This is a genomic window from Streptomyces plumbidurans (genome assembly GCF_019857225.1).
In the GTDB taxonomy this organism is placed as follows: domain Bacteria; phylum Actinomycetota; class Actinomycetes; order Streptomycetales; family Streptomycetaceae; genus Streptomyces; species Streptomyces plumbidurans.
Map to the genome: position 1 here is coordinate 292,922 of NZ_JAFJSY010000002.1, position 25,643 is coordinate 318,564.

24 protein-coding genes are annotated in these 25,643 nt (G+C 72.5%); 6 read left to right on the top strand and 18 right to left on the bottom strand.

The window, feature by feature from the left end:
* Positions 1–6: 6 nt before the first annotated feature.
* The 5 genes from JYK17_RS02725 to JYK17_RS02745 all read right to left on the bottom strand — a co-directional run bounded on the left by JYK17_RS02725 (position 7) and on the right by JYK17_RS02745 (position 6,615).
* Complete coding sequence (locus JYK17_RS02725) at positions 7–2,133, bottom strand: 3-hydroxyacyl-CoA dehydrogenase NAD-binding domain-containing protein (protein ID WP_108006991.1); 2,127 nt, start codon at positions 2,131–2,133, stop codon at positions 7–9.
* A complete protein-coding gene (locus JYK17_RS02730) occupies positions 2,130–3,356 on the bottom strand; it encodes a thiolase family protein (RefSeq protein ID WP_128801668.1) in 1,227 nt (408 codons plus the stop codon). The genes JYK17_RS02725 and JYK17_RS02730 overlap by 4 nt, the downstream gene beginning before the upstream one ends.
* A 176-nt stretch (positions 3,357–3,532) precedes the next feature.
* Positions 3,533–4,825: an HRDC domain-containing protein gene (locus tag JYK17_RS02735; protein WP_206660141.1), complete on the bottom strand. Its 1,293-nt coding sequence runs from the start codon at positions 4,823–4,825 to the stop codon at positions 3,533–3,535.
* 229 nt (positions 4,826–5,054) lie between these two features.
* The gene (locus JYK17_RS02740; RefSeq protein ID WP_108006985.1) at positions 5,055–5,717 is read right to left on the bottom strand and encodes a helix-turn-helix transcriptional regulator; all 663 of its coding nucleotides are present in this window, start codon (positions 5,715–5,717) and stop codon (positions 5,055–5,057) included.
* A gap of 229 nt (positions 5,718–5,946) precedes the next feature.
* Positions 5,947–6,615 carry a DUF3000 domain-containing protein gene (locus JYK17_RS02745; protein ID WP_108006983.1) on the bottom strand — a complete coding sequence of 223 codons (669 nt, stop codon included), beginning with the start codon at positions 6,613–6,615 and terminating at the stop codon, positions 5,947–5,949.
* 126 nt (positions 6,616–6,741) lie between these two features.
* On the opposite strand from JYK17_RS02745, the gene hemE reads away from it, so the two are divergent.
* A complete protein-coding gene (gene hemE / locus JYK17_RS02750) occupies positions 6,742–7,818 on the top strand; it encodes a uroporphyrinogen decarboxylase (protein WP_108006981.1) in 1,077 nt (358 codons plus the stop codon).
* Position 7,819: 1 nt separating this feature from the next.
* Here hemE and JYK17_RS02755 read toward each other — a convergent pair whose 3' ends face one another.
* Positions 7,820–8,644, bottom strand: coding sequence for a rhomboid family intramembrane serine protease (locus tag JYK17_RS02755; protein ID WP_108006979.1), 825 nt, complete (start codon positions 8,642–8,644; stop codon positions 7,820–7,822).
* A gap of 147 nt (positions 8,645–8,791) precedes the next feature.
* Here JYK17_RS02755 and JYK17_RS02760 point away from each other — a divergent pair, with 147 nt between their 5' ends.
* Positions 8,792–9,127 carry a hypothetical protein gene (locus tag JYK17_RS02760; protein ID WP_108006977.1) on the top strand — a complete coding sequence of 112 codons (336 nt, stop codon included), beginning with the start codon at positions 8,792–8,794 and terminating at the stop codon, positions 9,125–9,127.
* 69 nt (positions 9,128–9,196) lie between these two features.
* Here JYK17_RS02760 and JYK17_RS02765 read toward each other — a convergent pair whose 3' ends face one another.
* Together JYK17_RS02765 and JYK17_RS02770 are read right to left on the bottom strand one after the other, a co-directional pair.
* Complete coding sequence (locus JYK17_RS02765) at positions 9,197–10,585, bottom strand: FAD-dependent oxidoreductase (RefSeq protein WP_222809676.1); 1,389 nt, start codon at positions 10,583–10,585, stop codon at positions 9,197–9,199.
* A 27-nt stretch (positions 10,586–10,612) separates the two neighbouring features.
* Positions 10,613–11,587, bottom strand: coding sequence for a DUF4349 domain-containing protein (locus JYK17_RS02770; RefSeq protein ID WP_222809677.1), 975 nt, complete (start codon positions 11,585–11,587; stop codon positions 10,613–10,615).
* Between the two features lie 196 nt (positions 11,588–11,783).
* Here JYK17_RS02770 and hemG point away from each other — a divergent pair, with 196 nt between their 5' ends.
* Together hemG and hemQ are read left to right on the top strand one after the other, a co-directional pair.
* The gene (gene hemG / locus JYK17_RS02775; protein WP_222809678.1) at positions 11,784–13,235 is read left to right on the top strand and encodes a protoporphyrinogen oxidase; all 1,452 of its coding nucleotides are present in this window, start codon (positions 11,784–11,786) and stop codon (positions 13,233–13,235) included.
* Between the two features lie 4 nt (positions 13,236–13,239).
* Positions 13,240–13,971 carry a hydrogen peroxide-dependent heme synthase gene (gene hemQ / locus JYK17_RS02780; RefSeq protein ID WP_222809679.1) on the top strand — a complete coding sequence of 244 codons (732 nt, stop codon included), beginning with the start codon at positions 13,240–13,242 and terminating at the stop codon, positions 13,969–13,971.
* Positions 13,972–15,291: 1,320 nt separating this feature from the next.
* On the opposite strand, the gene JYK17_RS02785 is transcribed toward hemQ, so the two are convergent.
* The 5 genes from JYK17_RS02785 to JYK17_RS02805 form a co-directional block, all read right to left on the bottom strand.
* On the bottom strand, positions 15,292–16,941 hold the full coding sequence (locus JYK17_RS02785) for an alpha/beta hydrolase (RefSeq protein ID WP_222809680.1): 1,650 nt from the start codon (positions 16,939–16,941) through the stop codon (positions 15,292–15,294).
* Positions 16,942–17,038: 97 nt separating this feature from the next.
* The gene (locus JYK17_RS02790) at positions 17,039–17,827 is read right to left on the bottom strand and encodes a TIGR04222 domain-containing membrane protein (RefSeq protein WP_222809681.1); all 789 of its coding nucleotides are present in this window, start codon (positions 17,825–17,827) and stop codon (positions 17,039–17,041) included.
* Between the two features lie 119 nt (positions 17,828–17,946).
* On the bottom strand, positions 17,947–18,720 hold the full coding sequence (locus tag JYK17_RS02795; RefSeq protein ID WP_222809682.1) for a DUF4142 domain-containing protein: 774 nt from the start codon (positions 18,718–18,720) through the stop codon (positions 17,947–17,949).
* Positions 18,721–18,778: 58 nt separating this feature from the next.
* The gene (locus tag JYK17_RS02800) at positions 18,779–20,086 is read right to left on the bottom strand and encodes an MbnB/TglH/ChrH family RiPP precursor modification enzyme (RefSeq protein ID WP_222809683.1); all 1,308 of its coding nucleotides are present in this window, start codon (positions 20,084–20,086) and stop codon (positions 18,779–18,781) included.
* Between the two features lie 210 nt (positions 20,087–20,296).
* Positions 20,297–21,013 (bottom strand): peptidyl-tRNA hydrolase, encoded by a 717-nt coding sequence (locus JYK17_RS02805; RefSeq protein WP_181362320.1) that lies wholly within the window; start codon positions 21,011–21,013, stop codon positions 20,297–20,299.
* Positions 21,014–21,066: 53 nt separating this feature from the next.
* Between JYK17_RS02805 and JYK17_RS02810 the strand changes: the two genes are divergently transcribed.
* Together JYK17_RS02810 and JYK17_RS02815 are read left to right on the top strand one after the other, a co-directional pair.
* Positions 21,067–21,930: an ABC transporter ATP-binding protein gene (locus tag JYK17_RS02810; protein WP_108006957.1), complete on the top strand. Its 864-nt coding sequence runs from the start codon at positions 21,067–21,069 to the stop codon at positions 21,928–21,930.
* A complete protein-coding gene (locus JYK17_RS02815; protein WP_222809684.1) occupies positions 21,927–22,598 on the top strand; it encodes an ABC transporter in 672 nt (223 codons plus the stop codon). Before JYK17_RS02810 ends, JYK17_RS02815 begins: the two co-directional genes overlap by 4 nt.
* A gap of 8 nt (positions 22,599–22,606) precedes the next feature.
* Here JYK17_RS02815 and JYK17_RS02820 read toward each other — a convergent pair whose 3' ends face one another.
* The 5 genes from JYK17_RS02820 to JYK17_RS02840 all read right to left on the bottom strand — a co-directional run.
* Positions 22,607–22,795, bottom strand: coding sequence for a hypothetical protein (locus tag JYK17_RS02820; protein ID WP_222809685.1), 189 nt, complete (start codon positions 22,793–22,795; stop codon positions 22,607–22,609).
* An 18-nt stretch (positions 22,796–22,813) separates the two neighbouring features.
* On the bottom strand, positions 22,814–23,647 hold the full coding sequence (locus JYK17_RS02825; protein WP_128804403.1) for a polysaccharide deacetylase family protein: 834 nt from the start codon (positions 23,645–23,647) through the stop codon (positions 22,814–22,816).
* A gap of 68 nt (positions 23,648–23,715) precedes the next feature.
* On the bottom strand, positions 23,716–24,567 hold the full coding sequence (locus JYK17_RS02830; protein ID WP_108006949.1) for a PPK2 family polyphosphate kinase: 852 nt from the start codon (positions 24,565–24,567) through the stop codon (positions 23,716–23,718).
* Between the two features lie 26 nt (positions 24,568–24,593).
* A complete protein-coding gene (locus JYK17_RS02835) occupies positions 24,594–25,145 on the bottom strand; it encodes a YbhB/YbcL family Raf kinase inhibitor-like protein (RefSeq protein ID WP_108006947.1) in 552 nt (183 codons plus the stop codon).
* 66 nt (positions 25,146–25,211) lie between these two features.
* On the bottom strand, positions 25,212–25,643 hold a 432-nt coding region (locus JYK17_RS02840; RefSeq protein ID WP_261995297.1), incomplete at its 5' end, for an SPFH domain-containing protein.

Consider the following 25,643-nt stretch of genomic DNA (forward strand, 5'->3'; position numbering starts at 1 on the left):
GCGATGTTACGCCGGAACCGACGCCACGCCCGGCTCCAGGAACTTCTTGCCGTTCACGCGCTCGGAGACACCCTCGCGGTCCAGGTACGGCGTGATGCCGCCCAGGTGGAAGGGCCAGCCGGCGCCCGTGATGAGGCACAGGTCGATGTCCTGGGCCTCGGCGACGACGCCCTCGTCGAGCATGAGCCCGATCTCCTGCGCCACCGCGTCCAGGACACGGTCGCGGACCTGCTCCTCGGTCAGCACGGTGTCGCCCTGCTTCAGCAGCGCGGCGACCTCCGGGTCCAGCTCCGGCTTGCCGGAGTCGTAGACGTAGAAGCCGCGCTTGCCCGCCTTGACGACGGCGGCGAGGTTCGGGGAGACCTTGAAGCGGTCCGGGAAGGCCCGGTTGAGGGTCTCCGAGACGTGCAGGCCGATCGCGGGGCCGACCAGTTCGAGCAGGACCAGCGGCGACATCGGCAGGCCGAGCGGCTCGATCGCCTTCTCGGCGACCTCGACCGGGGTGCCCTCGTCGATGACGTTCTGGATCTCGCCCATGAAGCGGGTCAGGATGCGGTTCACGACGAACGCCGGGGCGTCCTTGGTGAGAACCGCGGTCTTCTTCAGCTTCTTGGCGACGGCGAAGGCCGTGGCCAGCGAGGCGTCGTCGGTCTGCTCGCCGCGGACGATCTCCAGCAGCGGCAGGATCGCGACCGGGTTGAAGAAGTGGAAGCCCACGACCCGCTCGGGGTTCTTCAGCTTCGACGCCATCTCCGAGACGGACAGCGAGGAGGTGTTCGTGGCGAGGATCGCGTGCGCCGGGGCGACCGCCTCGACCTCCGCGAACACCTGCTGCTTGACGCCGATCTCCTCGAAGACGGCCTCGATGACGAAGTCCGCGTCCGAGAAGCCCTCGGCCTTGTCCAGCACACCGGTCACCAGCGCCTTGAGGCGGTTGGCCTTGTCCTGGTTGATACGGCCCTTGCCGAGCAGCTTGTCGATCTCGCCGTGGACGTAGCCCACACCCTTGTCGACGCGCTCCTGGTCGATGTCCGTGAGGACGACCGGGACCTCCAGGCGGCGCAGGAAGAGCAGGGCCAACTGGCTGGCCATCAGGCCCGCGCCGACCACGCCGACCTTGGTGACCGGGCGCGCCAGGTTCTTGTCCGGGGCGCCGGCCGGGCGCTTGCCGCGCTTCTGCACCAGGTTGAACGCGTAGATGCCGGCGCGCAGTTCACCGCCCGTGATCAGGTCGGCGAGCGCCTGGTCCTCGGCGTCGAAGCCCTGCTGCAGGTCGCCGTTCTTGGCGGCGGCGATGATGTCGAGGGCGCGGTAGGCGGCCGGAGCGGCGCCGTGCACCTTGCCGTCCGCGATGAAGCGGCCCTTGGCGACGGCCTGGTCCCAGGCCTCGCCGCGGTCGATCACCGGGCGCTCGACCTTGATGTCGCCGTTGAGCACCTGGGCGGTCCAGATCAGCGACTGCTCCAGGAAGTCGGCGCCCTCGAAGAGCGCGTCGGCGATCCCGAGGTCGAAGACCTGCTTGCCCTTGAGCTGCTTGTTCTGGTTCAGGCTGTTCTCGATGATCACCGAGACGGCCTTCTCGGCGCCGATCAGGTTCGGCAGGATCGTGCAGCCGCCCCAGCCGGGCACCAGGCCGAGGAAGACCTCGGGGAGCGAGAAGGCGGGCAGCGCCTTGGAGACGGTGCGGTACTGGCAGTGCAGACCGACCTCGACGCCACCGCCCATCGCCGCGCCGTTGTAGTACGCGAAGGTCGGCACCGCGAGGCCCGCGAGGCGCTTGAAGACCTCGTGGCCGCCCTTGCCGATGGCCAGCGCGTCCTTGTGCTCCTTCAGCAGCTCGACGCCCTTGAGGTCGGCGCCGACGGCGAAGATGAACGGCTTGCCGGTGATGCCGACACCGACGATCTCGCCGGCCGCGGCCTCCTTCTCGACCTGGTCGACGGCGGTGTTGAGGTTCGCCAGCGAGGCCGGGCCGAAGGTGGTCGGCTTGGTGTGGTCGAAGCCGTTGTCCAGCGTGATGAGCGCGAAGCGCCCGGCGCCGGCGGGCAGGTCGAGGTGGCGTACGTGCGCCGAGGTCACGACCTCGTCGGGGAACAGCTCGGCCGCGCCCTTCAGGAGTTCGGTGGTGCTCACTTGTTGCCTCCGGCGTCCTTGTGGTTCGGGTTCTCCCAGATCACCGTGGCGCCCATGCCGAAGCCGACACACATGGTGGTGATGCCGTAGCGGACCTCCGGCTGCTCCTCGAACTGGCGGGCCAGCTGCGTCATCAGACGGACACCGGAGGAGGCCAGCGGGTGACCGAAGGCGATCGCGCCGCCGTACTGGTTGACGCGCGGGTCGTCGTCGGCGATGCCGTAGTGGTCCAGCAGGGCCAGGACCTGGACGGCGAAGGCCTCGTTGATCTCGAACAGGCCGATCTCGGAGATGTCGAGGCCCGCCTTGGCGAGGGCCTTCTCGGTGGCCGGGATCGGGCCGTAGCCCATGACCTCCGGCTCGACGCCCGCGAAGGCGTACGAGACCAGGCGCATCTTCACGGGCAGGTTGTGCTCGCGGGCGAAGTCCTCGGAGGCGATGATCGAGGCGGTGGCGCCGTCGTTCAGACCGGCCGCGTTGCCCGCGGTGACCCGGCCGTGCACACGGAACGGCGTCTTGAGGCCGGCGAGGTTCTCCAGCGTGGTGCCTGGGCGCATCGGCTCGTCGGCGGTGACCAGGCCCCAGCCCGTCTCACCGGCCTCGGGGCTGGTGCGGCGCACCGAGATCGGCACCAGGTCCTGCTGGATCTTGCCGTTGGCGTACGCCTTGGCGGCCTTCTCCTGCGAGCGCACCGCGTACTCGTCCGCGCGCTCCTTGGTGATGTGCGGGTAGCGGTCGTGCAGGTTCTCCGCGGTCATGCCCATGAACAGGGCGGACTCGTCGACCAGCTTCTCGCTCACGAAGCGCGGGTTGGGGTCCACGCCCTCGCCCATCGGGTGGCGGCCCATGTGCTCGACACCACCGGCGATGACGGCGTCGTAGGCGCCGAAGGCGATGGAGCCCGCGGTGGTGGTGACGGCCGTGAGCGCGCCGGCGCACATGCGGTCGATCGAGTAGCCGGGCACCGACTGCGGCAGGCCCGCGAGGATGCCGGCCGTGCGGCCGAGCGTGAGGCCCTGGTCGCCGATCTGCGTGGTCGCGGCGATGGCGACCTCGTCGATCTGCTTGGGGTCGAGACCGGGGTTGCGGCGCAGCAGCTCCCGGATGGCCTTCACGACGAGGTCGTCGGCACGGGTCTCGTGGTAGATGCCCTTCGGGCCCGCCTTGCCGAACGGGGTACGGACGCCGTCGACGAAGACGACGTCCCTGACGGTACGAGGCACGATGGCTCTCCTCCAGGGTGCGGGACGCTGAGCGCTTGCTCATGGCCATGCTACTTATGAGTAACGTGACTGCCCAGTCCTGTCGGCGTGAGCGGCGAAGGTCACATTCGCCGCCTCGCAGATCTTGGCGTGATCTCGACGTCTCCGTTCCGCTTCAGGGACGGCAGGTTCAAGGGCTACGCGGACAACGCGGCCACCAGAACAGGCGTGACCTGCTCCACCTGCCAGGGCCGCGCCCCGTATCCGGACAGCGCCGCGCCGACCGTCTCGGGATCGACGTCCTTCGGCGGCTCCCAGCACACCCGCCGCACCGTGTCCGGGGTGATCAGGTTCTCCTGGGGCATGTTCAGCTGCTCGGCCAGCGCAGTCACGGCTGCCCGGGCCGCCGACAGCCGCGCGGCCGCCGCCGGGTCCTTGTCCGCCCAGGCCCGCGGCGGCGGGGGCCCCGTCACCGGCTGCCCCGGAGCGGGCAACTGCGTCTCCGTCAGGGCCCTGGCGCGGTCCACCGCGGCCTGCCACTGCTCCAGCTGGCGCCGTCCCATCCGGTTCCCGAAGCCGTTCAGCGCGGAGAGCGCCTGCGCATCGGCCGGCAGGGCGAGGGCCGCCTCCACGATGGCGGCGTCGCCGAGCACCTTGCCCGGCGACACGTCCCGCCGCTGGGCGATCCGGTCCCGCGTCTGCCACAGCTCCCGCACCACGGCGAGCTGCCGGCGCCGGCGCACCTTGTGCATTCCGGACGTACGCCGCCAGGGGTCCTTGCGCGGCTCCGGCGGCGGGGCCGAGGCGATCGCGTCGAACTCCTGGTGGGCCCACTCCAGCTTGCCCTGCCGGTCCAGCTCCTTCTCCAGCGCGTCGCGCAGGTCGACAAGGAGCTCGACGTCCAGCGCCGCGTACCGCAGCCACGGCTCGGGCAGCGGACGGGTCGACCAGTCGACGGCGGAGTGGCCCTTTTCCAGTACGAAGCCGAGGACGTTCTCGACCATGGCGCCGAGGCCCACCCGGGGGAACCCGGCGAGACGGCCGGCCAGCTCGGTGTCGAACAGCCGCGTCGGCACCATGCCTATCTCGCGCAGACACGGCAGATCCTGAGTGGCGGCATGCAGATCCCACTCGACGTCGGAGAGCACCCGGCCGAGACCCGACAGATCGGGACAGGCCACGGGGTCGATCAGCGCGGTCCCCGCACCCTCGCGGCGCAGCTGCACGAGATAGGCGCGCTGGCCGTAGCGGTAGCCGGACGCGCGTTCGGCATCCACGGCCACGGGGCCGCTGCCGCCCGCGAAGGCGGCGATCACGTCGGCCAGTGCGGCCGCGTCGGCGATGACGGGTGGAATCCCCTCGCGCGGCTCCAGCAAAGGGATCGGCTCTGCGTTCGGCGCCCCCGTAACAGATGTTCCGCCGTCTTCCGGAGGGGCGCCTCCGGTGGTTCGCAGTGAGGTGTCTGCTGCGGTCTCTTGGGCGTCGGTCACCTGTCAAGAGTATCTGTGTATGGACAGCGCCCGCCGACGTAACGTTCCGTCGACGGGCGCCTGGGGGTCGTAAACCAGTCAGGTCGGTGAAACATCCGGTTCACGACAGGTGGGACACGGGCGAAAGGATCAGCGGCCGATTCCGTTCACGTCCGTGAATGAGGAAGGCGTAAGGGGAGAAGGTGTGGCGGAGAGATGCGGGGGAGAGGCGGGGGGAAGGGCGTACGGGTCAGTGGATGATGCCGGTCCGCAGGGCCACGGCGACCATTCCGGCGCGGTCACCGGTGCCGAGCTTGCGGGCGATACGGGCGAGGTGGCTCTTGACGGTCAGCGCGGACAGCCCCATCGAGACGCCGATGGCCTTGTTCGACTGGCCCTCCGCGACCAGCCGCAGCACCTCGACCTCGCGGCCGGACAGTTCGCGGTAGCCACCCGGGTGGCTCGGGGCACCCGGGGGGCGGCGGTGCATACGGGCGGCGGCGGCGCCGATGGGGGCGGCACCGGGCCGGGTGGGGAGCCCGATGTTGGTGCGGGTGCCGGTGACGACGTAGCCCTTGACCCCGCCCGCGAGGGCGTTGCGCACGGCGCCGATGTCATCGGCGGCGGACAGCGCGAGGCCGTTGGGCCAGCCCGCGGCGCGGGTCTCGGAGAGGATCGTCAGGCCGGAGCCGTCGGGCAGATGGACGTCGGCGACACAGATGTCGCGGGGGTTGCCGATGCGGGGACGGGCCTCCGCGATGGACGAGGCCTCGATCACGTCGCGCACACCGAGGGCCCACAGATGGCGGGTGACGGTGGAGCGGACGCGCGGGTCGGCCACGACCACCATGGCGGTCGGCTTGTTCGGGCGGTAGGCGACCAGGCTTGCGGGCTGCTCGAGGAGAACGGACACCAGGCCTCCTGGGGTGCGGGACGGCTTTCAAGGTCACAGTCGTCTTCGGCACCGAACCCGGAGTCCTTTAGGGAAAGATCACGATTTAGTGAGTAACAATACGTGCAATTCGGACAAGCGATCGATCATCTGCTGAACGGATCGGTTCGTTCGAGGCCCTCTTCATGATTGAAAGTGGCCGAGTCGACAAAGTGACGGTCACCGAAGCGACCGTCACTCAAGACGAACGTCAACGCGCCTGCGGATCCCTTCGCTGCGGCAGTGTCACGATCGACGCGTCGCCGGGGCCGGCCGGCGGCAGTCCCGCGACCTGGGCCAGCAGATCGCACCAGGCGGTCAGATGGGCCGCCGCGTCGGGCACACCGCCCAGCCCCTCGCGAGGCGTCCAGGACGCCCGGATCTCGATCTGCGAGGCGGCCGGGCGCTCCGCGAGCCCGCCGAAGTAGTGCGAGCTCGCACGGGTGACGGTGCCGCTGGGTTCGCCGTAGGACAGACCGCGGGCCTGCAGCGCGCCGGTCAGCCAGGCCCAGCACACATCGGGCAGCAGCGGGTCGGCGGCCATCTCCGGCTCCAGCTCCGCGCGCACCAGCGTCACCAGCCGGAAGGTGCCGCGCCAGGCGTCGTGTCCGGACGGTTCGTGCAGCAGCACCAGCCGGCCGTCGGCCAGATCCTGGTCGCCGTCGACGACCGCGGCCTCCAGCGCGTACGCGAACGCGGCGAGCCGCTTCGGCGCGGGCGTCGCCTCGACCTCGATCTGCGGCCGCAGCCGCGCGGATCTGAGCGCGTCGACGGCAGCCCTGAAGGGCAACGGAGCCGTACCGCCCGCATCCCGGTCCCCCTCCGTGGTGTCGTCCATTCCGTCAGCGCCGTCCGACAGTCGTCCCTGAGCCGCAGCCATGCGGGGAAGATTAAGGGGAACGGCGCCCTCGCGCAGGGAGGGACACCCGTGCGGCGGCCGCATGTCCGGATCGCGCCCCGTGGACCGGGCACTTCGGCGCTGCGGCGCCGTGCGAGACTTGCCCGCGTGAGTGCGAACCAGAGCCCCGCGAACCAGACCCGGACACCGTCGGCCGCCACGTACGACTCGGCATTCCTGAAGGCGTGCAGGCGCGAGCCCGTGCCGTACACGCCGGTGTGGTTCATGCGTCAGGCCGGGCGCTCACTGCCCGAGTACCGCAAGGTCCGCGAGGGCGTCCCGATGCTCGAGGCCCTGCGACGGCCCGAACTGATCGCCGAGATCACCCTCCAGCCGGTCCGCAGGCACGGGGTGGACGCGGCGATCTTCTTCAGCGACATCGTCGTCCCGCTCAAGGCCGTCGGCATCGACCTCGACATCAAGCCCGGTGTCGGCCCGGTCGTCGAGAACCCGATCCGCACCCGCGCCGACCTGGCCCGGCTCAGGGACCTCACCCCCGAGGACGTCTCCTACGTCACCGAGGCGATCGGCCGGCTCACCAGCGAACTCGGCGCCACCCCGCTCATCGGTTTCGCCGGTGCGCCGTTCACCCTCGCGAGTTACCTGATCGAGGGCGGTCCGTCGCGCACGTACGAGAACGCCAAGGCGATGATGTACGGCGATCCGGAGCTGTGGGCCGACCTGCTCGACCGGCTCTCGGACATCACGATCGCGTTCCTCAAGGTGCAGATCGAGGCGGGCGCCTCGGCCGTGCAGCTCTTCGACTCCTGGGCCGGCGCTCTCGCCCCGGCCGACTACCGTCGCTCGGTGCTGCCCGCCTCCGCCAAGGTCTTCGAGGCCGTCGCCGGATACGGCGTCCCGCGCATCCACTTCGGCGTCGGCACCGGCGAGCTGCTCGGCCTCATGGGCGAGGCCGGCGCGGACGTCGTCGGCGTCGACTGGCGCGTCCCGCTCGACGAGGCCGCCCGCCGGGTCGGCCCCGGCAAGGCGCTGCAGGGCAACTTCGACCCGACCGTCCTGTTCGCCCCCAAGGAGGCCGTCGAGGCCAAGGCTCGCGAGGTCCTCGACTCCGCCGCCGACCTCGAAGGCCATGTCTTCAACCTCGGCCACGGCGTCATGCCGTCCACCGACCCGGACGCGCTGACACGGCTCGCGGAGTACGTGCACGAGCAGAGCGCGCGCTGACTCACCACGTGTGCCGGGGCCGTGCGTTCCTGCCGAACAGCAGGCCGCGCGGTTCCGGCGGTGGGGGCGTGCCCGCCTTGAGGGGCCAGGCGAGGAGCATGCCGACCAGGAAGCCGACGACGTGTGCGGCGTACGCCACCGTGCCCGCCGAGGAGACGCCCTCGCCGGAGGAGTACACGGCCTGGAGCACGAACCAGAAGCTCAGCACCAGCCAGGCCGGCAGCCGCAGCGGCAGGAAGAGCAGGAACGGCACCAGGATCCAGACCCTGGCCTTCGGATACAGCACCAGATAGGCGCCCAGGACACCGGCGATCGCCCCGGACGCGCCGATCAGGGGGTCGGCGGAGTCGGGGTTGAAAAGCGCGAAGCCGTAGCCCGCCGCGTAGCCGCAGACGACGTAGAACAGCGCGTACCTGACGTGCCCCATGCGGTCCTCGACGTTGTTGCCGAAGATCAGCAGGAAGAGCATGTTGCCGAGCAGGTGCAGCCAGCCGCCGTGCAGGAACATCGCCGTGAAGACGGACAGCGCGGGGGACTTGTCGTAGTCCGGCGGCGCCACCACGCAGCCCGCGCCGTGCGCGCCCACGCCGACGTCGCCCGTGGGTACGAGCCGCGGCATCTGGTGGTGGATCAACTCCTGCGGTACGGCCGCGTAATGGTCCAGGAACGCCTGCAGATGGCACGTCTGCGCCAGCGTGCTGTCCCCCGCCACGGAGCCGGCGAGGCCGGGCATGAACAGGAAGACCACGAAGTTCGCGGCGATCAGCGCGTACGTCACCCAGGGGGTGCGCCGCACCGGGTTCACGTCATGGACGGGAATGACCACAAGGGATGAGTGCCCGCGATGGACGGAAATAGTGCCACCGAACACGCCGGGTGAACGGTGAACAACGGCACGCGCGCGTGCGTATGTCTCCTCAACCGCCCGCGGCACGGGGAAGGCGGGTCGCGGGGACGACGTGAGGAACAGGCGATGAACGACCGAGTTACTCCTGCGATGCACGCCACACCCGACGGTGAGGCGGAGATCTCGCTCGTGGTGAAGCTGCCGTGGGAGGACGTCGCCCGGCTCGGCCAGGAGGCGGGGCGGCTGGCCGCGCAGATGCAGCGTCCGGTGACGCTCGACGAGGCGGTGAGCCACCGGTTGCGGTCGGTGCGGAGTGCTTCGCATGCGAAGCCTGCGGGGGAGCAGCCCGCTGCGGTGACGGCTGCTCCTTCCGCGTCGTCGGGGTCTGTGTCGTCGTTGCCGCCTCGGCCTCCGGCGGAGCAGGCGCGGCAGGCGATCGAGCGGATCAACGGGTCGGCGTAGGGGGTGGGTTTTGGGGGTGCGTTGCCGGGTGCCGGTTCGTTGTGGTTGCTCGCGCAGTTCCCCGCGCCCCTAAAAACCTTGCTGTACCGCTCTTGATGCCTTGCGGGCTGCTACCAGTACCGGGTCCCAGACCGGGCTGAACGGTGGGGCGTAGCCGAGGTCCAGGGCGGTCATCTGGTCGACCGTCATCCGGGCCGTGAGGGCGACCGCGGCGATGTCGACGCGTTTGCCGGCGCCCTCGCGGCCGACGATCTGGACGCCGAGGAGGCGACCCGTGCGGCGTTCGGCGAGCATCTTGACCGTCATGGGGGAGGAGTCCGGGTAGTAGCCCGCCCGGCTCGTCGACTCGATCGTCACCGCCTCGAACTGCAGCCCGGCCCTGCGGGCGTCCTTCTCGCGCAGGCCCGTACGGGCGATCTCCAGGTCGCAGACCTTGGAGACGGCGGTGCCGACGACGCCGGGGAAGGTGGCGTAGCCGCCGCCGGCGTTGGTACCGATGACCTGGCCGTGCTTGTTGGCGTGGGTGCCCAGGGCGATGTGGCGCTCCTGGCCCGAGACCAGGTCGAGGACCTCGACGCAGTCGCCGCCGGCCCAGATGTTCTCGTGCCCGCGCACCCGCATGGCCAGGTCGGTCAGCAGGCCGCCGTGGGCGCCCAGGGGGAGCCCGGCCGCGCGGGCGAGCGTCGTCTCCGGGCGCACGCCGATGCCCAGGACCACCACGTCCGCGGGGTACTCGGCGTCCTGCGTGGCCACCGCCCGCACCCGGCCGTCCTCGCCGGTGAGCAGCTTCGTCACCTCGGCGTCGTTGACCATGGTGATGCCCATGCCCTCCATCGCCTCGCGCACCAGGCGGCCCATGTCCGCGTCGAGCGTGGACATCGGCTCGCGGCCGCGGTTGACGACGGTCACCTCGTAGCCGCGGTTGATGAGTGCCTCGGCCATCTCCACGCCGATGTAGCCCGCCCCGACGACCACCGCGCGGCGGCCACGCGCGCGCGTGAGCGAGTCGATCAGCGCCTGGCCGTCGTCCAGCGTCTGCACACCGTGCACACCGGCGGCGTCGGCGCCCGGCATGTCCGGGCGGATCGGGCGGGCGCCGGTCGCGATCACGAGTTTGTCGTACGACGTCCAGGACTCGGCGCCGGAATCCACGTCACGCGCGCGTACCCGTCCGCCCGCCACGTCGATCCGAGTGACCTCCGTCCGCATGCGCAGATCGATGCCCCGCGCGCGGTGCTCCTCGGGCGTACGGGCGATCAGCTCGTCCCGCTCCCCGACGTCGCCGCCCACCCAGTACGGGATGCCGCAGGCCGAGTAGGAGGTGAAGTGGCCGCGCTCGAAGGCGACGATCTCCAGTTCGTCGGGGCCCTTCGTCCGGCGGGCCTGGGACGCCGCGGACATTCCCGCGGCGTCGCCGCCGATCACGACCAGTCGTTCCCGCCCAGCGCTCATGTTCATGTGAACACGCTACGGGGGCAGGGCATTTCAGTCGTGCTCACCTCCCGGACGCGGGCCGCCGCCCGGCGTGCGAGGGGCCGACGGCAGCGGGCCGAGCGCGCTCGTCGCGGGTGCGCGGTCCGGGCGGCGCGGCAGCCGGGGACGCACCAGCCGCAGCCAGCCCAGCACGATCAGGGCCGCCACCGCCGCGAAGGGCAGCACCGCGCCGAGCGCCACCGCGAGCCAGCGCAGCATCGTCACGAACGCGCCCCAGCCGCCCGCCAGCGCGTCCAGGAACCCGGTGTCGTCGTCCTCGGCGGCCGCCTTCACCGGCGTCTCGGACAGGGAGAGCGTGATCGTGGCGAGGCTCGTGCGGTCCTTGAGCGAAGCCTGCTGCGCGAGCAGCGACTCCAGGTCGGCTTCCCGCGTGCTCAACTCGCCCTCCAGCTCGACGACATCGCTGAGCCGGGTGGCCTGGTCCATCAGCTCGCGCACCCGGGCCACGCTCGCCCGCTGCGACTTGACGCGGCTCTCCACGTCGACGACCTGGTCGGTTACGTCCTCGGCCTTCGCGGTCCGGTCCAGCAGCTTGCCCGCACCCTGCAGATCGGCGAGGACCTCGTCGTACTTGTCGACCGGCACCCGCAGCACGACACGGGTGCGTTCACGGCCCTTCCCGTCGCGGGTGGTGGTCTCGTTGCCGACGTAGCCGCCCGCTGTCTCGGTGGTGGTGCGGGCCTCGTCGAGGGCCTTGGGCACGTCCTTGACCTGGACGGTCAGGGAAGCGGTGCGGATGATGCTGCTGGTGAGCCGCGGTGCCCGGCTCGCCCTGGCGCCGCTCGCGCCCTTGTCGCCGCCGGGGGCCGACCCCTGCGCGTCGCTCTTCGCGGCGGCCTTGCCGTCGGCGGCGCTCCCGCCGGAGCCGGAATCGCCCGCCGCGCTGCACCCGGTCAGCGCGAGCGCCGCGGCGAGCAGGAGCGCGGCCAGGGCCGGGACGGGTCGTACGGGATGTGGTGAGCGCATGTGCTGAACCCCCGGGGTTGTGACGACTGACGCTCCTTCGACGCCGGGCGGGGCCGGGACGTTGGACCCGGACGGTCCCGATGCGGTCACGGTCGGGACTCGCGCAGGACACCGGGCCGGGGCGCCGGGCCGGAGCACCGGGCCGCGGGCGGCGGGCAGCGGACGGTCTGTCAGTGGCGTCTGAGAGGCTGGGGACATGCGCGAAGTGGAATCCCGTACGGAGCAGGTCGTCGTCATCGGAGCCGGAATCGCCGGGCTGGCCGCCGCCCACCGGCTGCTGCGGCACGGGGCACGGGTGACAGTCCTGGAGGCCTCGGAGCGGGTCGGCGGCAAGCTGCTGCCGGGCGAGATCGCGGGCACGCGCGTGGACCTCGGCGCCGAGTCCATGCTGGCCCGCAGGCCCGAAGCGGTGGCCCTCGCGCGCGAGACGGGCCTCGGCGACCACCTCCAGCCGCCGGCCACCGCGACGGCCTCGATCTGGACCCGCGGCGCCCTGCGCCCCATGCCCAAGGGCCACGTCATGGGCGTCCCCGGCACCGCCACCGCCCTGGCCGGCGTCCTGTCCGACGAGGGCCTCGCCCGCATCGAGCGCGACGCCGACCTGCCCCGCACGGAGGTCGGCGACGACATGGCGGTCGGGGAGTACGTGGCGGCACGGCTCGGCCGAGAGGTGGTCGACCGCCTGGTGGACCCGCTGCTCGGCGGTGTCTACGCGGGCGACGCGTACCGCATCTCGATGCGTTCCGCGGTCCCGCAGCTCTACCAGGCCGCGCGGACACACGACTCGATCACCCAGGCGGTCCGCGAGATCCAGGCCCGCGCGGCCGCCGCCCAGCAGACCGGACCGGTGTTCATGGGCATCGAGGGCGGCGTGGGCAGCCTGCCGCTCGCGGTGGCCGAGTCGGTGCGGGCGCGGGGCGGCGAGATCCTCACCGGGGCGCCGGTCAGCGAGCTGCGCCGGGCGGAGGGCGGCTGGCGCGTCGTCGCTGGCGACCGCGTACTGCACGCGGACGCCGTGATCGTCGCCGTACCCGCCCCGGCCGCCGCCGCACTGCTGCGCGCCGAGGCCCCGGCCGCCGCGTCCGAGTTGGCCGCCGTGGAGTACGCCTCCATGGCGCTGATCACGCTCGCCTACCGCCGCGCGGACGCGGACCTGCCCGAGGGCAGCGGCTTCCTGGTGCCGCCGGTGGACGGGCGCACCATCAAGGCGTCGACCTTCGCCTCCCGCAAGTGGGGCTGGATCGCCGACGACAACCCCGACCTGCTCGTCCTGCGCACCTCGGTCGGGCGCTACGGCGAGACGGAGATCCTCGGCCGCGAGGACGCGGACCTGGTGGAGGTCTCCCGCCGCGACCTGCGCGAGGCCACCGGCCTTGACGCGGCCCCGGTCGAGACCCGCGTCACCCGCTGGACCGACGGCCTGCCCCAGTACCCCGTCGGCCACCACGCGCGCGTGGCCCGCATCCGCGAGCACGTCGCCAAGCTGCCGGGCCTGGCCGTGTGCGGCGCGCAGTACGACGGTGTCGGCATCCCGGCGTGCATCGCGAGCGCGTACGCCGCGGTGGACCAGATCCACGGCGACCTGAGCGGTGTGCAGGAGCTCACCGCCGACCCGGTGCAGAGTCTGCACGGCGGAGCGGGAGAATAAGGGCATGAGTGACGACGTTCCCACCACCGAGGCCGCGAGGATCCCCAACAAGGGCAAGCTGGCCAAGGACCTCAACGAGGTCATCCGCTACACCCTGTGGTCCGTCTTCAAGCTGAAGGACGCGCTCCCCGAGGACCGCACCGGCTACGCCGACGAGGTCCAGGAGCTGTTCGACCAGCTCGCCGCCAAGGACGTGACGATCCGCGGTACGTACGACCTGTCCGGTCTGCGCGCCGACGCCGACCTCATGATCTGGTGGCACGCGGAGACCAGCGAGCAGCTGCAGGAGGCGTACAACCTCTTCCGCCGCACGAAGCTGGGCCGCGCCCTGGAGCCCGTCTGGTCGAACATGGCGCTGCACCGCCCCGCCGAGTTCAACCGCGCGCACATCCCCGCGTTCCTCGCCGACGAGACGCCGCGCAACTACATCAGCGTGTACCCCTTCGTGCGCTCCTACGAGTGGTACCTGCTGCCCGACGAGGACCGCCGCCGCATGCTCGCGGACCACGGCAAGATGGCCCGCGGCTTCCCGGACGTGCGCGCCAACACGGTCGCCTCGTTCTCCCTCGGCGACTACGAGTGGATCCTCGCCTTCGAGGCCGACGAACTCCACCGCATCGTCGACCTCATGCGCCACCTCCGCGCCTCCGAGGCCCGCAGGCACGTCCGCACGGAGATCCCGTTCTACACGGGGCGCCGCAAGTCGGTGGCCGAGCTGGTCGAGGGGTGGGTCTGACCGGCGGTGCTTTGCGGGCGGTCGGGGGTTCCCTCCGGGGGGCGGCGCGGCGGTAGGTCGGTGGGGGAGCTGGTCTAGGGGCTCGTCCGACCGGCGGTGCGTTTGCGCGTGGCCGGGGGGCCGGGGGTTGTCCTCCGGAAGGTACGGCACCGGGCGCCGCAAGTCGGTGGCCGAGCTGGTCGAGGGGTGGGTCTGACCGGCGGTGCTTTGCGGGCGGTCGGGGGTTCCCTCCGGGGGGCGGCGCGGCGGTAGGTCGGTGGGGGAGCTGGTCTAGGGGCTCGTCCGACCGGCGGTGCGTTTGCGCGTGGCCGGGGGGCCGGGGGTTGTCCTCCGGAAGGTACGGCACCGGGCGCCGCAAGTCGGTGGCCGAGCTGGTCGAGGGGCGGGTCCGACCGGCGGTGCTCTGCGTGCGGCCGGGGGTCACTCCGGGCCGGGCGGCGCAGCGGAAGGTCGTCGGGGGACTGGACTAGGGGCTCGTCCGACCGGCGGTGCGTTTGCGCGTGGCCGGGGGGCCGGGGGTTGTCCTCCGGAAGGTACGGCACCGGGCGCCGCAAGTCGGTGGCCGAGCTGGTCGAGGGATGGGCCTGACCCGGCGGTGCTTTACGCGTGGCCGGGGTTCCCTCCGGGGGAGGGCCGCGCGGCGGTAGGCCGGTGGGCGGGCTGGTCGAGGGCCCGTCCGACCGGCGGTGCTCTGCGTGCGGCCGGGGTTCACTCCGGGTCGGGCGGCGCAGCGGTAGGTCGGCGGGGGACTGGTCTAGGGGCTCGTCCGACCGGCGGTGCTCTGCGTGCGGCCGGGGTTCACTCCGGGTCGGGCGGCGCAGCGGTAGGTCGGCGGGGGACTGGTCTAGGGGCTCGTCCGACCGGCGGTGCTCTGCGTGCGGCCGGGGTTCACTCCGGGTCGGGCGGCGCAGCGGTAGGTCGGCGGGGGACTGGTCTAGGGGCTCGTCCGACCGGCGGTGCTTTGCGCGTGGCCTGGGGGCCGGTGGGTTGTTCGCCGGGAGGTGTGGCACCGGGCACCGGTCGAGGGGTGTGACCGGCGGTGCTGCGAATGGCTGGAGGTCCGTCCCCTCTGGGGCGGCGCGGGGTAGGTCGGTGGGCGGGCTGGTCGCGGGGCTCGTCCGACCGGCGGTGCTCTGCGTGCGGCCGGAGGTCCGTCCCCTCCGGGGGCGCGGCGGTAGGTCGATGGGTGAGCTGGGCGAGGGGCTCGTTCGGGTGGTGGCCGTGCTTGGTGGGGGGTCCCTGGGAATGCGGCACGGGCCGCCGTGGTCGGAGGCCCGTGGTGGTTGTCGAGGGGGCGGCCGGGGCGGTGGGGGTTGTTCGTCAGTGGTGGGCGGTGCTGCCCTTCAGGGGCTCCTTCAGCGGGGTCTGCCGGGCGCGGTCGTCCTGCGGCTTCGGCTTGGGCTCCGCGTGCGGGGCGCAGGACGCCTGCTCGTCGGGTGTGCGGCCCTCCAGCAGGTAGGCGTCGAGGTAGCCGTTGACGCACTTGTTCGGGCCGCCGGCGATCCCGTGCGTGCCCGCGTCCCGCTCGGTCACCAGCACCGAGCCGGACAGCCGCCGGTGCATCTCCTGGGCGCCCTCGTACGGCGTCGCCGCGTCCCGCTCGGCGGCAAGGATCAGCGTCGGCGGCAGCTCACCGGGCCCGGTCCGCACATCCAGCGGCTGCTGACGGGACGTCGGCCAGTAGGCGCACGGCAGGTTCATCCACACGTTGTCCCAGGTCTCGAACGGCGCCACCCGCGAGAGCCGGGTGTTGTCCCGGTCCCAGACCGTGAAGTCCGTCGGCCAGGGCGCGTCGTTGCACTCGACGGCGGTGTACACCGCGTTGGAGTTCTCCGCCTCGGCAGCCGCCTCCGTCGCCGGCCCCGCCTGTTCGATCAGCGGCTTCGGATCGCCCTTCAGATACGCCGACAGCGCCTGGGCACGCGTCGGCCAGTAGTCGTCGTAGTACCCGGCCGACAGGAACGCGGCCTGCAGCTCCGCGGGGCCCACCTTGCCGCCCGCGGGCTCCGCCGCGAGCCGGGCGCTCGCCTTGGCGTAGCTGTGCTGGACCGCGGCCACCGTCCGGCCCAGCCCGTACACGTCGTTGTGCTTGGCGATCCACTTGCGGAAGTCCGTCCAGCGGCTCTCGAACGCCGCCGACTGCTCCAGGTTGTTGCGGTACCAGATCTGCTCGGGCGCCGGGTCCACCGCCGAGTCGAACACCATCCGCCGTACGTGCGAGGGGAACAGGGTCGCGTAGAGCGCCCCGAAGTAGGTGCCGTACGACGCCCCCATGAACGTCAGTTTCGGCTCGCCCAGCGCTGCCCTGATGACGTCCAGGTCACGCGCGTTGTTGAGGGAGTTGAAGTACTTCAGCCCGCTGCCCGACCGCTTGGCGCAGCCCTGCGCGTAGGCCTTCGCCTGGGCGACGCGCGCCTTCTTGTACGACTGGGAGGGGTGCGTGGGCGCCTGTGCGGGCGCCTTGAAGAAATGCCCCGGGTCCTCGCAGGACAGGGGCGCGGACCGGCCGACTCCGCGCGGGGAGTAGCCGACCAGGTCGTAGGCCGCCGCGATGCGCTTCCACTCCGGGAGCAGGCCGACGAGCGGGAAGTAGCGGCCGTCGCCGCCCGGCCCGCCGGGGTTGTAGACCAGGGCGCCCTGGCGGCGCACCCGGCGCTTGCTGTTGTGCGGGTCCTTGTGCGTGGCGGCGACCCTGGTCACGGTCAGCTTGATCTGCTTGCCGCCGGGGTGTGCGTAGTCCAGCGGGACGGACACCGTGCCGCACCGCATCGCCCCCGGCATCTCCTTGACGTCGGCGCACTTGCCGAAGGCGATGCCGGCGGCCCCGGCCCGCGCGGCGGCCACCGCCGTGCCCTGCTGCTCGGCCCCGTCGAAGGCAACTGGTGCCGCCGGTGCGCTGCCGGCCGGGGCCAGGGTCAGGGCCGTCAGGAGCAGGGTCCCGGCGGCCGAGTGGAGGGCGGCAGCTCTCATGGCGTATCCCTTCGAGGCATGGCAGCGACAAAAGGGATGTTTCGTTCGGTGTATGGAGAAGGCAAGCACCGACCCGGCGGTTCGGCCCCAATGCCCCCTATGCGCCCCCGATGTGCGGTTCGCGCCACGGCTGGCCGCGATGCGACAGGGCCGCGCGCAGGTCGGGCTCGCCGATCGCGCGCACGCCCCGTACGGCGACGGAGGTGAGATACGTACGGTCGTCACCGCCCGCCGTGCGCCGGGTGAGGGCGCCGAGCAGCCGCTGCCCGGCCGGTGAGGCCCAGCGCGAGTACGGGTGGACCTCGACCCGGGCGATGGCCAGGCAGCTCAGCGTCAGCGCGAGCGGGAGCGCGAACCACAGGGCGACCAGGCCGCGCGGCATGTCCGGCCGGGCGGGCACCAGCAGCGCGACCGCGCCCAGCGCGAGCACCGCCGCCGAGGCGAGCTGCACCTGGCGCACCGCGGCGGCCACCGTGGTCCGGGCGCCGGCGGGCACCGCCAGACCGGCGTCCACCAGCCGGTCGGCCAGACCGGAGACGGCGTCGGCGCAGGCGGTGGCGTCCCGCACCGGGGCGATACGGCTCTGCCCCTCCGGCCCGATGGCCCCGATGACGGAGCGCTCCATCTCGTCCCGGCCGCGCGGGTCGACCACCGTCGCCCAGCCGGTGTGGGCGAGCAGCAGCCGACGCTGACGGGCCATGGAGACCATGGTCAGATCGGCGACCCGACGCGGCCCGCCGGACAGGAACGCGGCCTCGTAGAGGGTCAGCTCACGGTGCCGGGCGGGTGCGTCGCCGTCCGCGGCGCGTACGGCGGCCAGGCACAGCCGCGTGCAGGCGATGCCGGCGGTGGCCCAGGCCAGCAGCAGGAGAAGGACCCAGAACATGCCGCGTTTCTATGCCAGATGCCCGGTCGAACGCCATGCCCTGTTCACGATCCGGGACGGAGCGTTGTCTGTATGTGACGTTCCGTTTGATACGGGGTTGGTGCGGGGCGGGATTGCGGCTACCGCGGCGGCGGGCTGGTGGCGGCGGGCGGCAGGGGATAGGTCGGGGGCGGGGACTCCGAGAGCGGGGTCGCCGGGCTCGGGTCCGCGGTCGGACCGGGCGGGGCGGGGGAGCCGGCCGGCGGGGGTGTGCTCGCCATGGCCATGTCCTGGGCCAGCGCGTTCCAGTCGACGTCTCCCGTGGCCTCAAGGACCTTGATGTGGTCGAGCACGGTGGTGTTCGCGTCGTCCGCGAGCGAACGCACCAGCGAGTTGCGGGTGGCGGCACGGACCTCGGCCACCAGCGAGAACACCTTGCCGTGCGACAGCCGCGCGATGTTGACGAAGTCGCGGTCGTAGGCCGTCCCGTGGGCGGCGTTCAGGGTCGCGAGCCACTGCCGCTGCTGGGCGTCGGGCTCGTTGGGCAGCTGGAGCCCGAGCTTGCCGGCGACGTCGCGCACCCGCTGGTCCAGGAAGGTGTGCCCCACGGCGAGGTGCTGCCCCGCCGTACGGACGGCCTGCGTGGTGCCCTTCCGCTCGGCCTCCTGCCCGGCGGGCAGTTCCCACAGCCCGGCCAGCCGCACCTTCCTGACGAAGTCCCGGTCGAGCGCGGACAGCGGGCCGTACCGCGTCGGCACGCTCCCGGCGTTCAGCGTGCTGACGCCGGTCCCCGAACGGTCCGCGTACGACCAGATCGGAAAGATCAGCGCCATCAGCGTGGCCAGCAGGCCGATGACGATGATGCCGGTGCCGCTGAGGATGCCTCGTCCCTGGAGAGGTGGTCGCGGTCGCATGGTGCCTCCTGTACGGCACCGAATATTACTGCGGGGTTCGACCGCCCTTCCGGTCCCCTCAGCGGTGCGGCAGGACCCGCCGGGCCGCCCTCGCCGCACGCACCGCGGGCCGCTGCGACCGCGGCACCGGACCCGACCGCTCCAGCCACCACGCCTTGAGCTCCCGCCGGACGGCACCCTCCGTGAGGTGCCCGTCGAGCAGCAGATGCGCGGCGAAGTCCAACGCGTCCCGGCGGTAGCCGCCCGTCATCGGGTGCCCGTGGGCGTACGCGAGGAAGCCGGGCCGGTACGCCTCGCCCAGGATCTGAGGCAGTTCGGGCGCGACCTTGGCCACCACGTCCGCCCGCTTCGAGGCGAGCGCCCGCGCCTGCACCCCCAGCCGCACCCGGTCGAACCCCTCCGGCACGGGCGTCCGGGCGACGAGCGCGGACAGCAGGGCGGCCTGGGCGAGCGCGAGCCGCTGACGGGCGGCGTCGGTGGACGCGGAGGAGGCCGTACGGGTGCCGCCGTCGACGACTGCCGCGGCCTCGGCCCGCTGGGCCGCACCTTCCTCCACGGCGGTGCGGATCGCCGCCAACTCGCCCTCCAGCTCCGCCGGTTCGGGGAAGTTCTCGTCCCTCTCCAGCAGCACGCCCGGCGGTGCGACGCGCGAGGCGAGGTCGGTCAGGATGTCCAGGACCGGCCGCGGCACCGGGTGGGCGTGGCTGTCGTGCCAGACGCCGTCGCGCTCGAAACCGCCCGCGACATGGACGTACGCGATGGCCTCCAAAGGCAGCTCGGCGAGCGCCTTGGCCGGGTCCTCGCCGCGGTTGACGTGGTTGGTGTGCAGATTGGCGACGTCGATCAGGAGCCGTACGCCCGTCCGGTCGGCGAGCTCGTACAGGAACTGCCCCTCCGTCATCTCCTCGCCCGGCCAGGCGATCAGCGCGGCGATGTTCTCCACGGCGAGCGGCACCGGCAGGGCGTCCTGTGCGATGCGGACGTTCTCGCACAGCACGTCGAGGGCGTCCCGGGTGCGTGGCACGGGCAGCAGATGCCCGGCCTCCAGGAGCGGGGAGGCGGTCAGCGCGCCGCCCGCCCGTACGAACGCGATGTGCTCGGTGACCAGCGGCGACCCCAGCACCTCGGCCCGCTCGGCGAGCGCCGCGAGCCGCCCGGCGTCCGGCCGGTCCGCGCCGCCGAGGCCCAGGGAGACGCCGTGCGGGACGACGGTGACGCCGCGGGCGCGCAGCCGCAGCAGCGACTCGGGGAGGTGTCCCGGGCACACGTTCTCGGACACGGCCTCGACCCAGTCGATGCCCGGCATGCGCTCCACGGCCTCCGCGATCTCCGGCCGCCAACCGATGCCCGTTCCCAGTCGCTCCATGGTGTGTCCCCCTCCTCGGCCGTGTCCCGAAGTCCGGCTGCGTTCGATCCGGCGACCCCGTGATCGTCCTCGGCGATACGTCTCCTTCGATACGTCGGCGTCGACGTGACGGAGGTATGGCCCCGCCGCCGGGAGCCGAATCCCGCGCCGCGCACCTTCAGAGCAAGATTTGAGGTTGGCGACGCACTCCGGGGTGCCCTGCTGCTGCGTTCAGCGCAGCGCCGGGTGATCGGCCACCACTGTGCACGAGCCGGGGGCGATCTCGGTGAAGCCCGCGTCGCGCACCAACGGCAGCGCGCCGGAGGTCAGTTCGTCCCAGCGGGCCGGGTCGGCAGTGCGTACGGCGAGGGCGAAGCCGTTCTCGCGCCAGGCCGTGCGCTGCTCGTCCGACAGCTCCCACCAGGCCAGTTGGGCGGCATGGCCCGCCTGCGCCATCGCCTTGCCCGCCGACATGTCGAGGCCGGGGTTGAGCCACAGGACGGGCAGCGCTGCATCCGCGCCCGCCGGTGGCTCCGGGTCGTCGAGATCGGTTCCGGACACCTGCAGCTTGACCAGGTCCTTGGGCCATCCGTCGAGCGGAACCGGCGGGAACACCCGCACCTCGGCCGTCCTCCCGTGCACCGTGATGCCGGGCAGCGCCTCGGCCCGCCGCCACTCCGCGCCGCGGGCCCGCCGCACCACCTTGCGGATCCGGGCGTCCTGCCAGTCCCGCACCGCCTCGGCCCACTCGCCGTCCCCCAGGGACCGCTCGTCGCTGAGCAGTGTCAGCACGGCACGGGCGGCGGTCTCCAGCGCGTCGGTACGCGCGGGCGGCGCCGTCTTCTCGATGCGTACGACGAGGGGGAGCACGAACTGGGGTGCCTGGTCGCGCTCGCTGGGCTCGGACCGGAAGGGGCTGTCGGCGGAGGACGTCACATCTTGGCTCACACCGGCCAACCCTAAAGGGGCGCGTTGCGGTGCCTCTTTGCGAGGATGCCCGCATGCGACGCGATCTCCGGCTGGACGGCGTCGGCCGCCGCTACGGCCTGCGCGGCCCCTGGGTCCTGCGCGGGGTCCATCTCGCCCTGGCGCCGGGCACGCTGACCCGCGTCGAGGGCGCGAACGGCACCGGCAAGTCCACCCTGCTACGGCTGCTCGCCGGCATCGACGCCCCCACCGAGGGCCGTGTCACCGGCCGCCCCCGAACCGCCTACGTCCCCGAACGCTTCCCGTCGGCCCTTCCCTTCACCGCGCACGGCTACCTCACCCACCTCGGCGCCGTCCACGGGCTGTCCCGGACCGCCGCGGCCCGCGCCGCCGACGAGTGGCTGGAGCGCTTCGGCGCGGCCGCCCATGCCCGCACCCCGATGGCGCGCCTCTCGAAGGGCAGCAGCCAGAAGGTCGCCGTGGCGCAGGCGCTGCTCGCCGAGCCGGAGCTGCTCGTTCTCGACGAGGCATGGACGGGCCTGGACACGGCGGCCCGCGCGGAGCTCGAACGAGCCGTGGCCGAGCGCACCGCCGGGGGCGGGGCCGTGGTGTTCGTGGACCACGATCCGCGGCGCCTGTCGGGGGCGCCGTGCACCACGTACACCGTGCGCGACGGCGCGCTGGAGAGCCGTACGCGCGAGCCCTCCGCACCGGACGACGGCCCGCGGGTCGTGGTCGAGGCGCACGGCCCGCAGGGCGCGCAGCCGCCCGCCGACGCACTGGGCGCGCTCGTCTCGGCCGAGGAGACCGCGCCGGGATGCCACCGCCTCACCGTCCCCGCGTCCCACTCGGACGTCGTGCTGCGCGCCCTGCTGACGGCCCGCCCGCCGTGGCACGTGGCAGGCGTGCACCCCCTCGGCAAGGACAACCACCGATGAGCGCCCTGCTGCGCTACCAGGCCGCCCTCCTTCTGCGCTCGCAGCGCTGGCTGCCGCCGGTCATCCTGTACGCGGCGTTCCTCGGCATCGGCGTCCAGGGCGGGCAGCCGGTGCTCGACTCGCTGGGGTACGCGGCGGCGGCCCTGCTGCCCGTCGCCGCCTGGCTGGTGCGGATCTGCGTGACCGTCGAGCCGCCCGCGGCCCGCGCATGCGTGGCGGCCGCGTCCGGCCCCGGCCGAACGCACCTGACCCGGCTGCTGGTGGCGCTCCTCGCCACGACGTCACTCGGCACGGCCGCAACCCTCCTCGTGACGCTCATCAGCGACCCGGAGACCACGGACCACCACACACGCGTACCCCTGCTCCCGGCGACCGCGGCCGGCCTACTGGCCACCCTGGCCTGCGCCCTCCTGGGCACAGCCGTCGGCGCCCTCACCAACTGGCCGCTCCTGCACTCCCCCGGCCGCGCAGTCCCCACCATGCTCCTCGCGGCCCTACTGTCAGCAGTGGCAACGGGTTCCCCGGCGCAGGCAGCGGTGAGCGGTCTGGTCACGGGCTCACGATCGGGCGAAGTCCCGCTGCCTCTGCTGCCGTTGGCCGCGGCGGCTGGGCTGGCGGCGATGGCGGGCGCGGTGGCCTGCGTGCTGTCGTCGCGGCGGTCGGCTTGAGTAGCCGATCAACCCGAGCAGGCCGTCCGCTGGGCCTCCTGCCATTCGCAGACCGGGCACAGGGTGATGCCCTTGTACGTCTCCGGGTACTCGGTCGGCTTGCGGCACTGGACGCATTCCGCGTACGGCGGGCCGTCGGCCTTGGGGGGGCTGGTGGCGTCGACCAGGCAGTAGGCGTCGTCGCTGTCGTCGGTCATGTTTTCAGGGTAAGCCGGTCAGCGGTGTCCGCTCGTGGCGCCGATCAGCTGGGACACCTTCACGAACCGGAAGCCCTTCGCGCGCAGTTCGGGCACGATCGTGCGAACGGCCTGCTCGGTGACCGGTGCCGCGCTGCGGGTGCAGTGCATGACGACGACGGAGCCCGGCCGCACCCCGTCCAGCACCTGCTGGGCCACCGCGTCGGCGTCCGTCGCGAACGCGTCCCCGCTGACCACGTCCCACTGCACGGCGGTGGCTCCGGTCGGGGCCAGTGCCTTGAGCGCCTTGCGGTCGTAACACCCGCCCGGGAAGCGGAAGTACGGCATCGCGTTCGGCACTCCGGCCTTGCGCAGGGCGGTGTACGCCCGCTCCACGTCCGCGCGCAGCCGGTCCACGGAGAAGGTCGGCAGGCCGTAGCAGCTGCCGGTGAAGGCGTAGTGGCTGTAGGAGTGGTTGGCCACCTCGAAGAGGGGGTCGCGGCCGATGGAGCGTGCCTCCTGCGGATACTCGTCGGCCCATCGCCCGGTCATGAACAGGGTCGCCGGTACCTTGAGCCGCCGCAGCGTGGCGATCAGCTGCGGATTGTCGAAGTGCTCGCCGGCCTCGGCCCGCGGCCCCTCGTCGGCGGTCATGTCGGCGTCGAAGGTGAGCGCGACGGTCTTGCCCTGGGTGCGCGGGCCGTGCTCGAAGACGCGGGCGAGCCCGGAGGGGCCGGGCGCGAGCGTGGGCGGCCGGGACGGGGCGGCGGAGGTGGCGGAGGGTGCCGGGCGGGCGGCGGGAGGCGCGTCGGGTGCGCCGCAGGCGGTGAGCGCGGCGCCCGCCGCACAGGCGAGGGCACACAGGGCGGTCATGTGGCGTACTTGAATGATCACCGCATGAACATAACGGTGCAAAACGGTCAATCAGCGGACCGGCACGCTCACCCGCCGAGCAGCCGCCGCCGGCACTCCTCCACGTCGTAGCCCGGCTTCGGGTACTGCGGATCCAGGGCCCGCAGATGCTCCAGGAGCAACCGGCCCACCGCCCAGTTCCGGTACCACTTGCGGTCGGCCGGGATGAGGTACCAGGGGGCGTGCGGGGTGTTGCACCGGTTCAGGACGATCTCGTACGCCTTCTGGTACGCGGGCCACAGCGCGCGGTCGTCGATGTCGTCGGGGCTGAACTTCCACTGCTTGTCGGCGCGGTCGAGGCGGCGCAGCAGACGCCGGCGCTGCTCCTCGTAGGAGATGTGCAGGAAGCACTTGACGACGGTGACCCGGTCGTCCGCCAGGCGCTGCTCGAAGCGGTTGATCTCGTCGTAGCGGCGCTCGATCTCCTCGGGCGGGGCGAGTTCGCGGACCCGGGCGGCGAGGACGTCCTCGTAGTGGGAGCGGTCGAAGGTGCCGATCTCGCCCGCCGCGGGGACCTCCTTCTCGACGCGCCACAGGAAGTGGTGCTCCCGTTCCTCGGCCGTGGGCGCCTTGAACGCCTTGGTGTGGGTGCCGTACGGGTGGAGCATGCCGATGACGTGCTTGACGGTGCCGCCCTTGCCGCTGGTGTCCATGCCCTGCAGCACCAGCAGCACCCGTCGCGGATCACCGGCGGTGCTCGACGCCCACAGCCGGTCCTGGAGCCCGGCGAGCTCCTTGCCCAGGTCGGCGGTGGCGGCCAGCCCCGCCTTCTTGCGCTTCGGGCCGCCGGGTTTCCCCCCGGCGTCGTACGCCGACAGGTCGACGCCCCCGGCGGGCACGCGCAGCAGCTTGCGGAGAGGGGTCTTGCCTTGGTCGGGCACGGGTTCTTCCCCTTCGTCGGCGGTGGTCAGCGGCCGTAGCGTCCGGTCAGCGACCCGTAGGCGAGGGCATGGCCCTTCAGCGCCTGCTTCAGGTCGTCGGCCGAGGCGCCGGAGGGCAGGCGGAGGGTGCGGTCGACGGCGTAGCCGGAGAAGACGTAGTGGTGCGGCTTGCCCTGGGGCGGGCAGGGGCCCGAGTAGCCGTTCTTGGTGAAACCGTTGCGCCCCTGGACGGCGGCCCGCGGCACCTGCCCCGCCGGCCAGCGCGTCTGCGACGGGGCCACGTCGAACACCACCCAGTGCGTGAAGGGGCCGCGCGGGGCGTCGGGATCCTCGACCAGGACCGCGAGGCTCTTCGTGCCGGACGGCACCCCGGAGAAGGACAGCGGGGGCGAGATGTCCTCGCCGTCGCAGGTGTAGCGGCGCGGGATGGCGGCACCGTCGGCGAACGCCGTGCTGGACACGGTGAGCCGCTTCGAGGCGCCGAACGCGGGGGCGGACGAGTCACCGCCGTCGTCCCCGCACCCGGAGGCGAGCCCCACTGCCGCCGCGACGGCGACGATCACGAGCCTGCGCTGCATGCACGGAACGCTAGCCCCGCTCCTGTGCCGCCGCTACCTGCTCCGAACGACGCGCCCCGGCTCGCGTCACTGCTCCAGCTGACGACCGTCCTGCCCGGGGCCCTGCGTCGGCCCGGGGCGCCGGTCGTCCTGCGGAGGGCCGGGGAGCCGGCCGTCCTGTGGACGCTCCTGCGCCTTCTCCAGGAAGCGCAGCAGCTCCACCGGGAAGGGCAGGACGAGAGTGGAGTTCTTCTCGGCGGCGACCGCCGTCACCGTCTGCAGCAGCCGCAGTTGGAGCGCGGCGGGGGTGTCCGCCATCTGCTGGGCGGCCTCGGCGAGCTTCTTCGAAGCCTGGAACTCGGCGTCCGCGTTGATGATGCGGGCCCGGCGGTCCCGGTCGGCCTCGGCCTGGCGGGCCATGGAGCGCTTCATGGTCTCGGGCAGCGACACGTCCTTGATCTCGACGCGGTCGATGGTGACGCCCCACTCCACCGCCGGGCTGTCGATCATCAGCTCCAG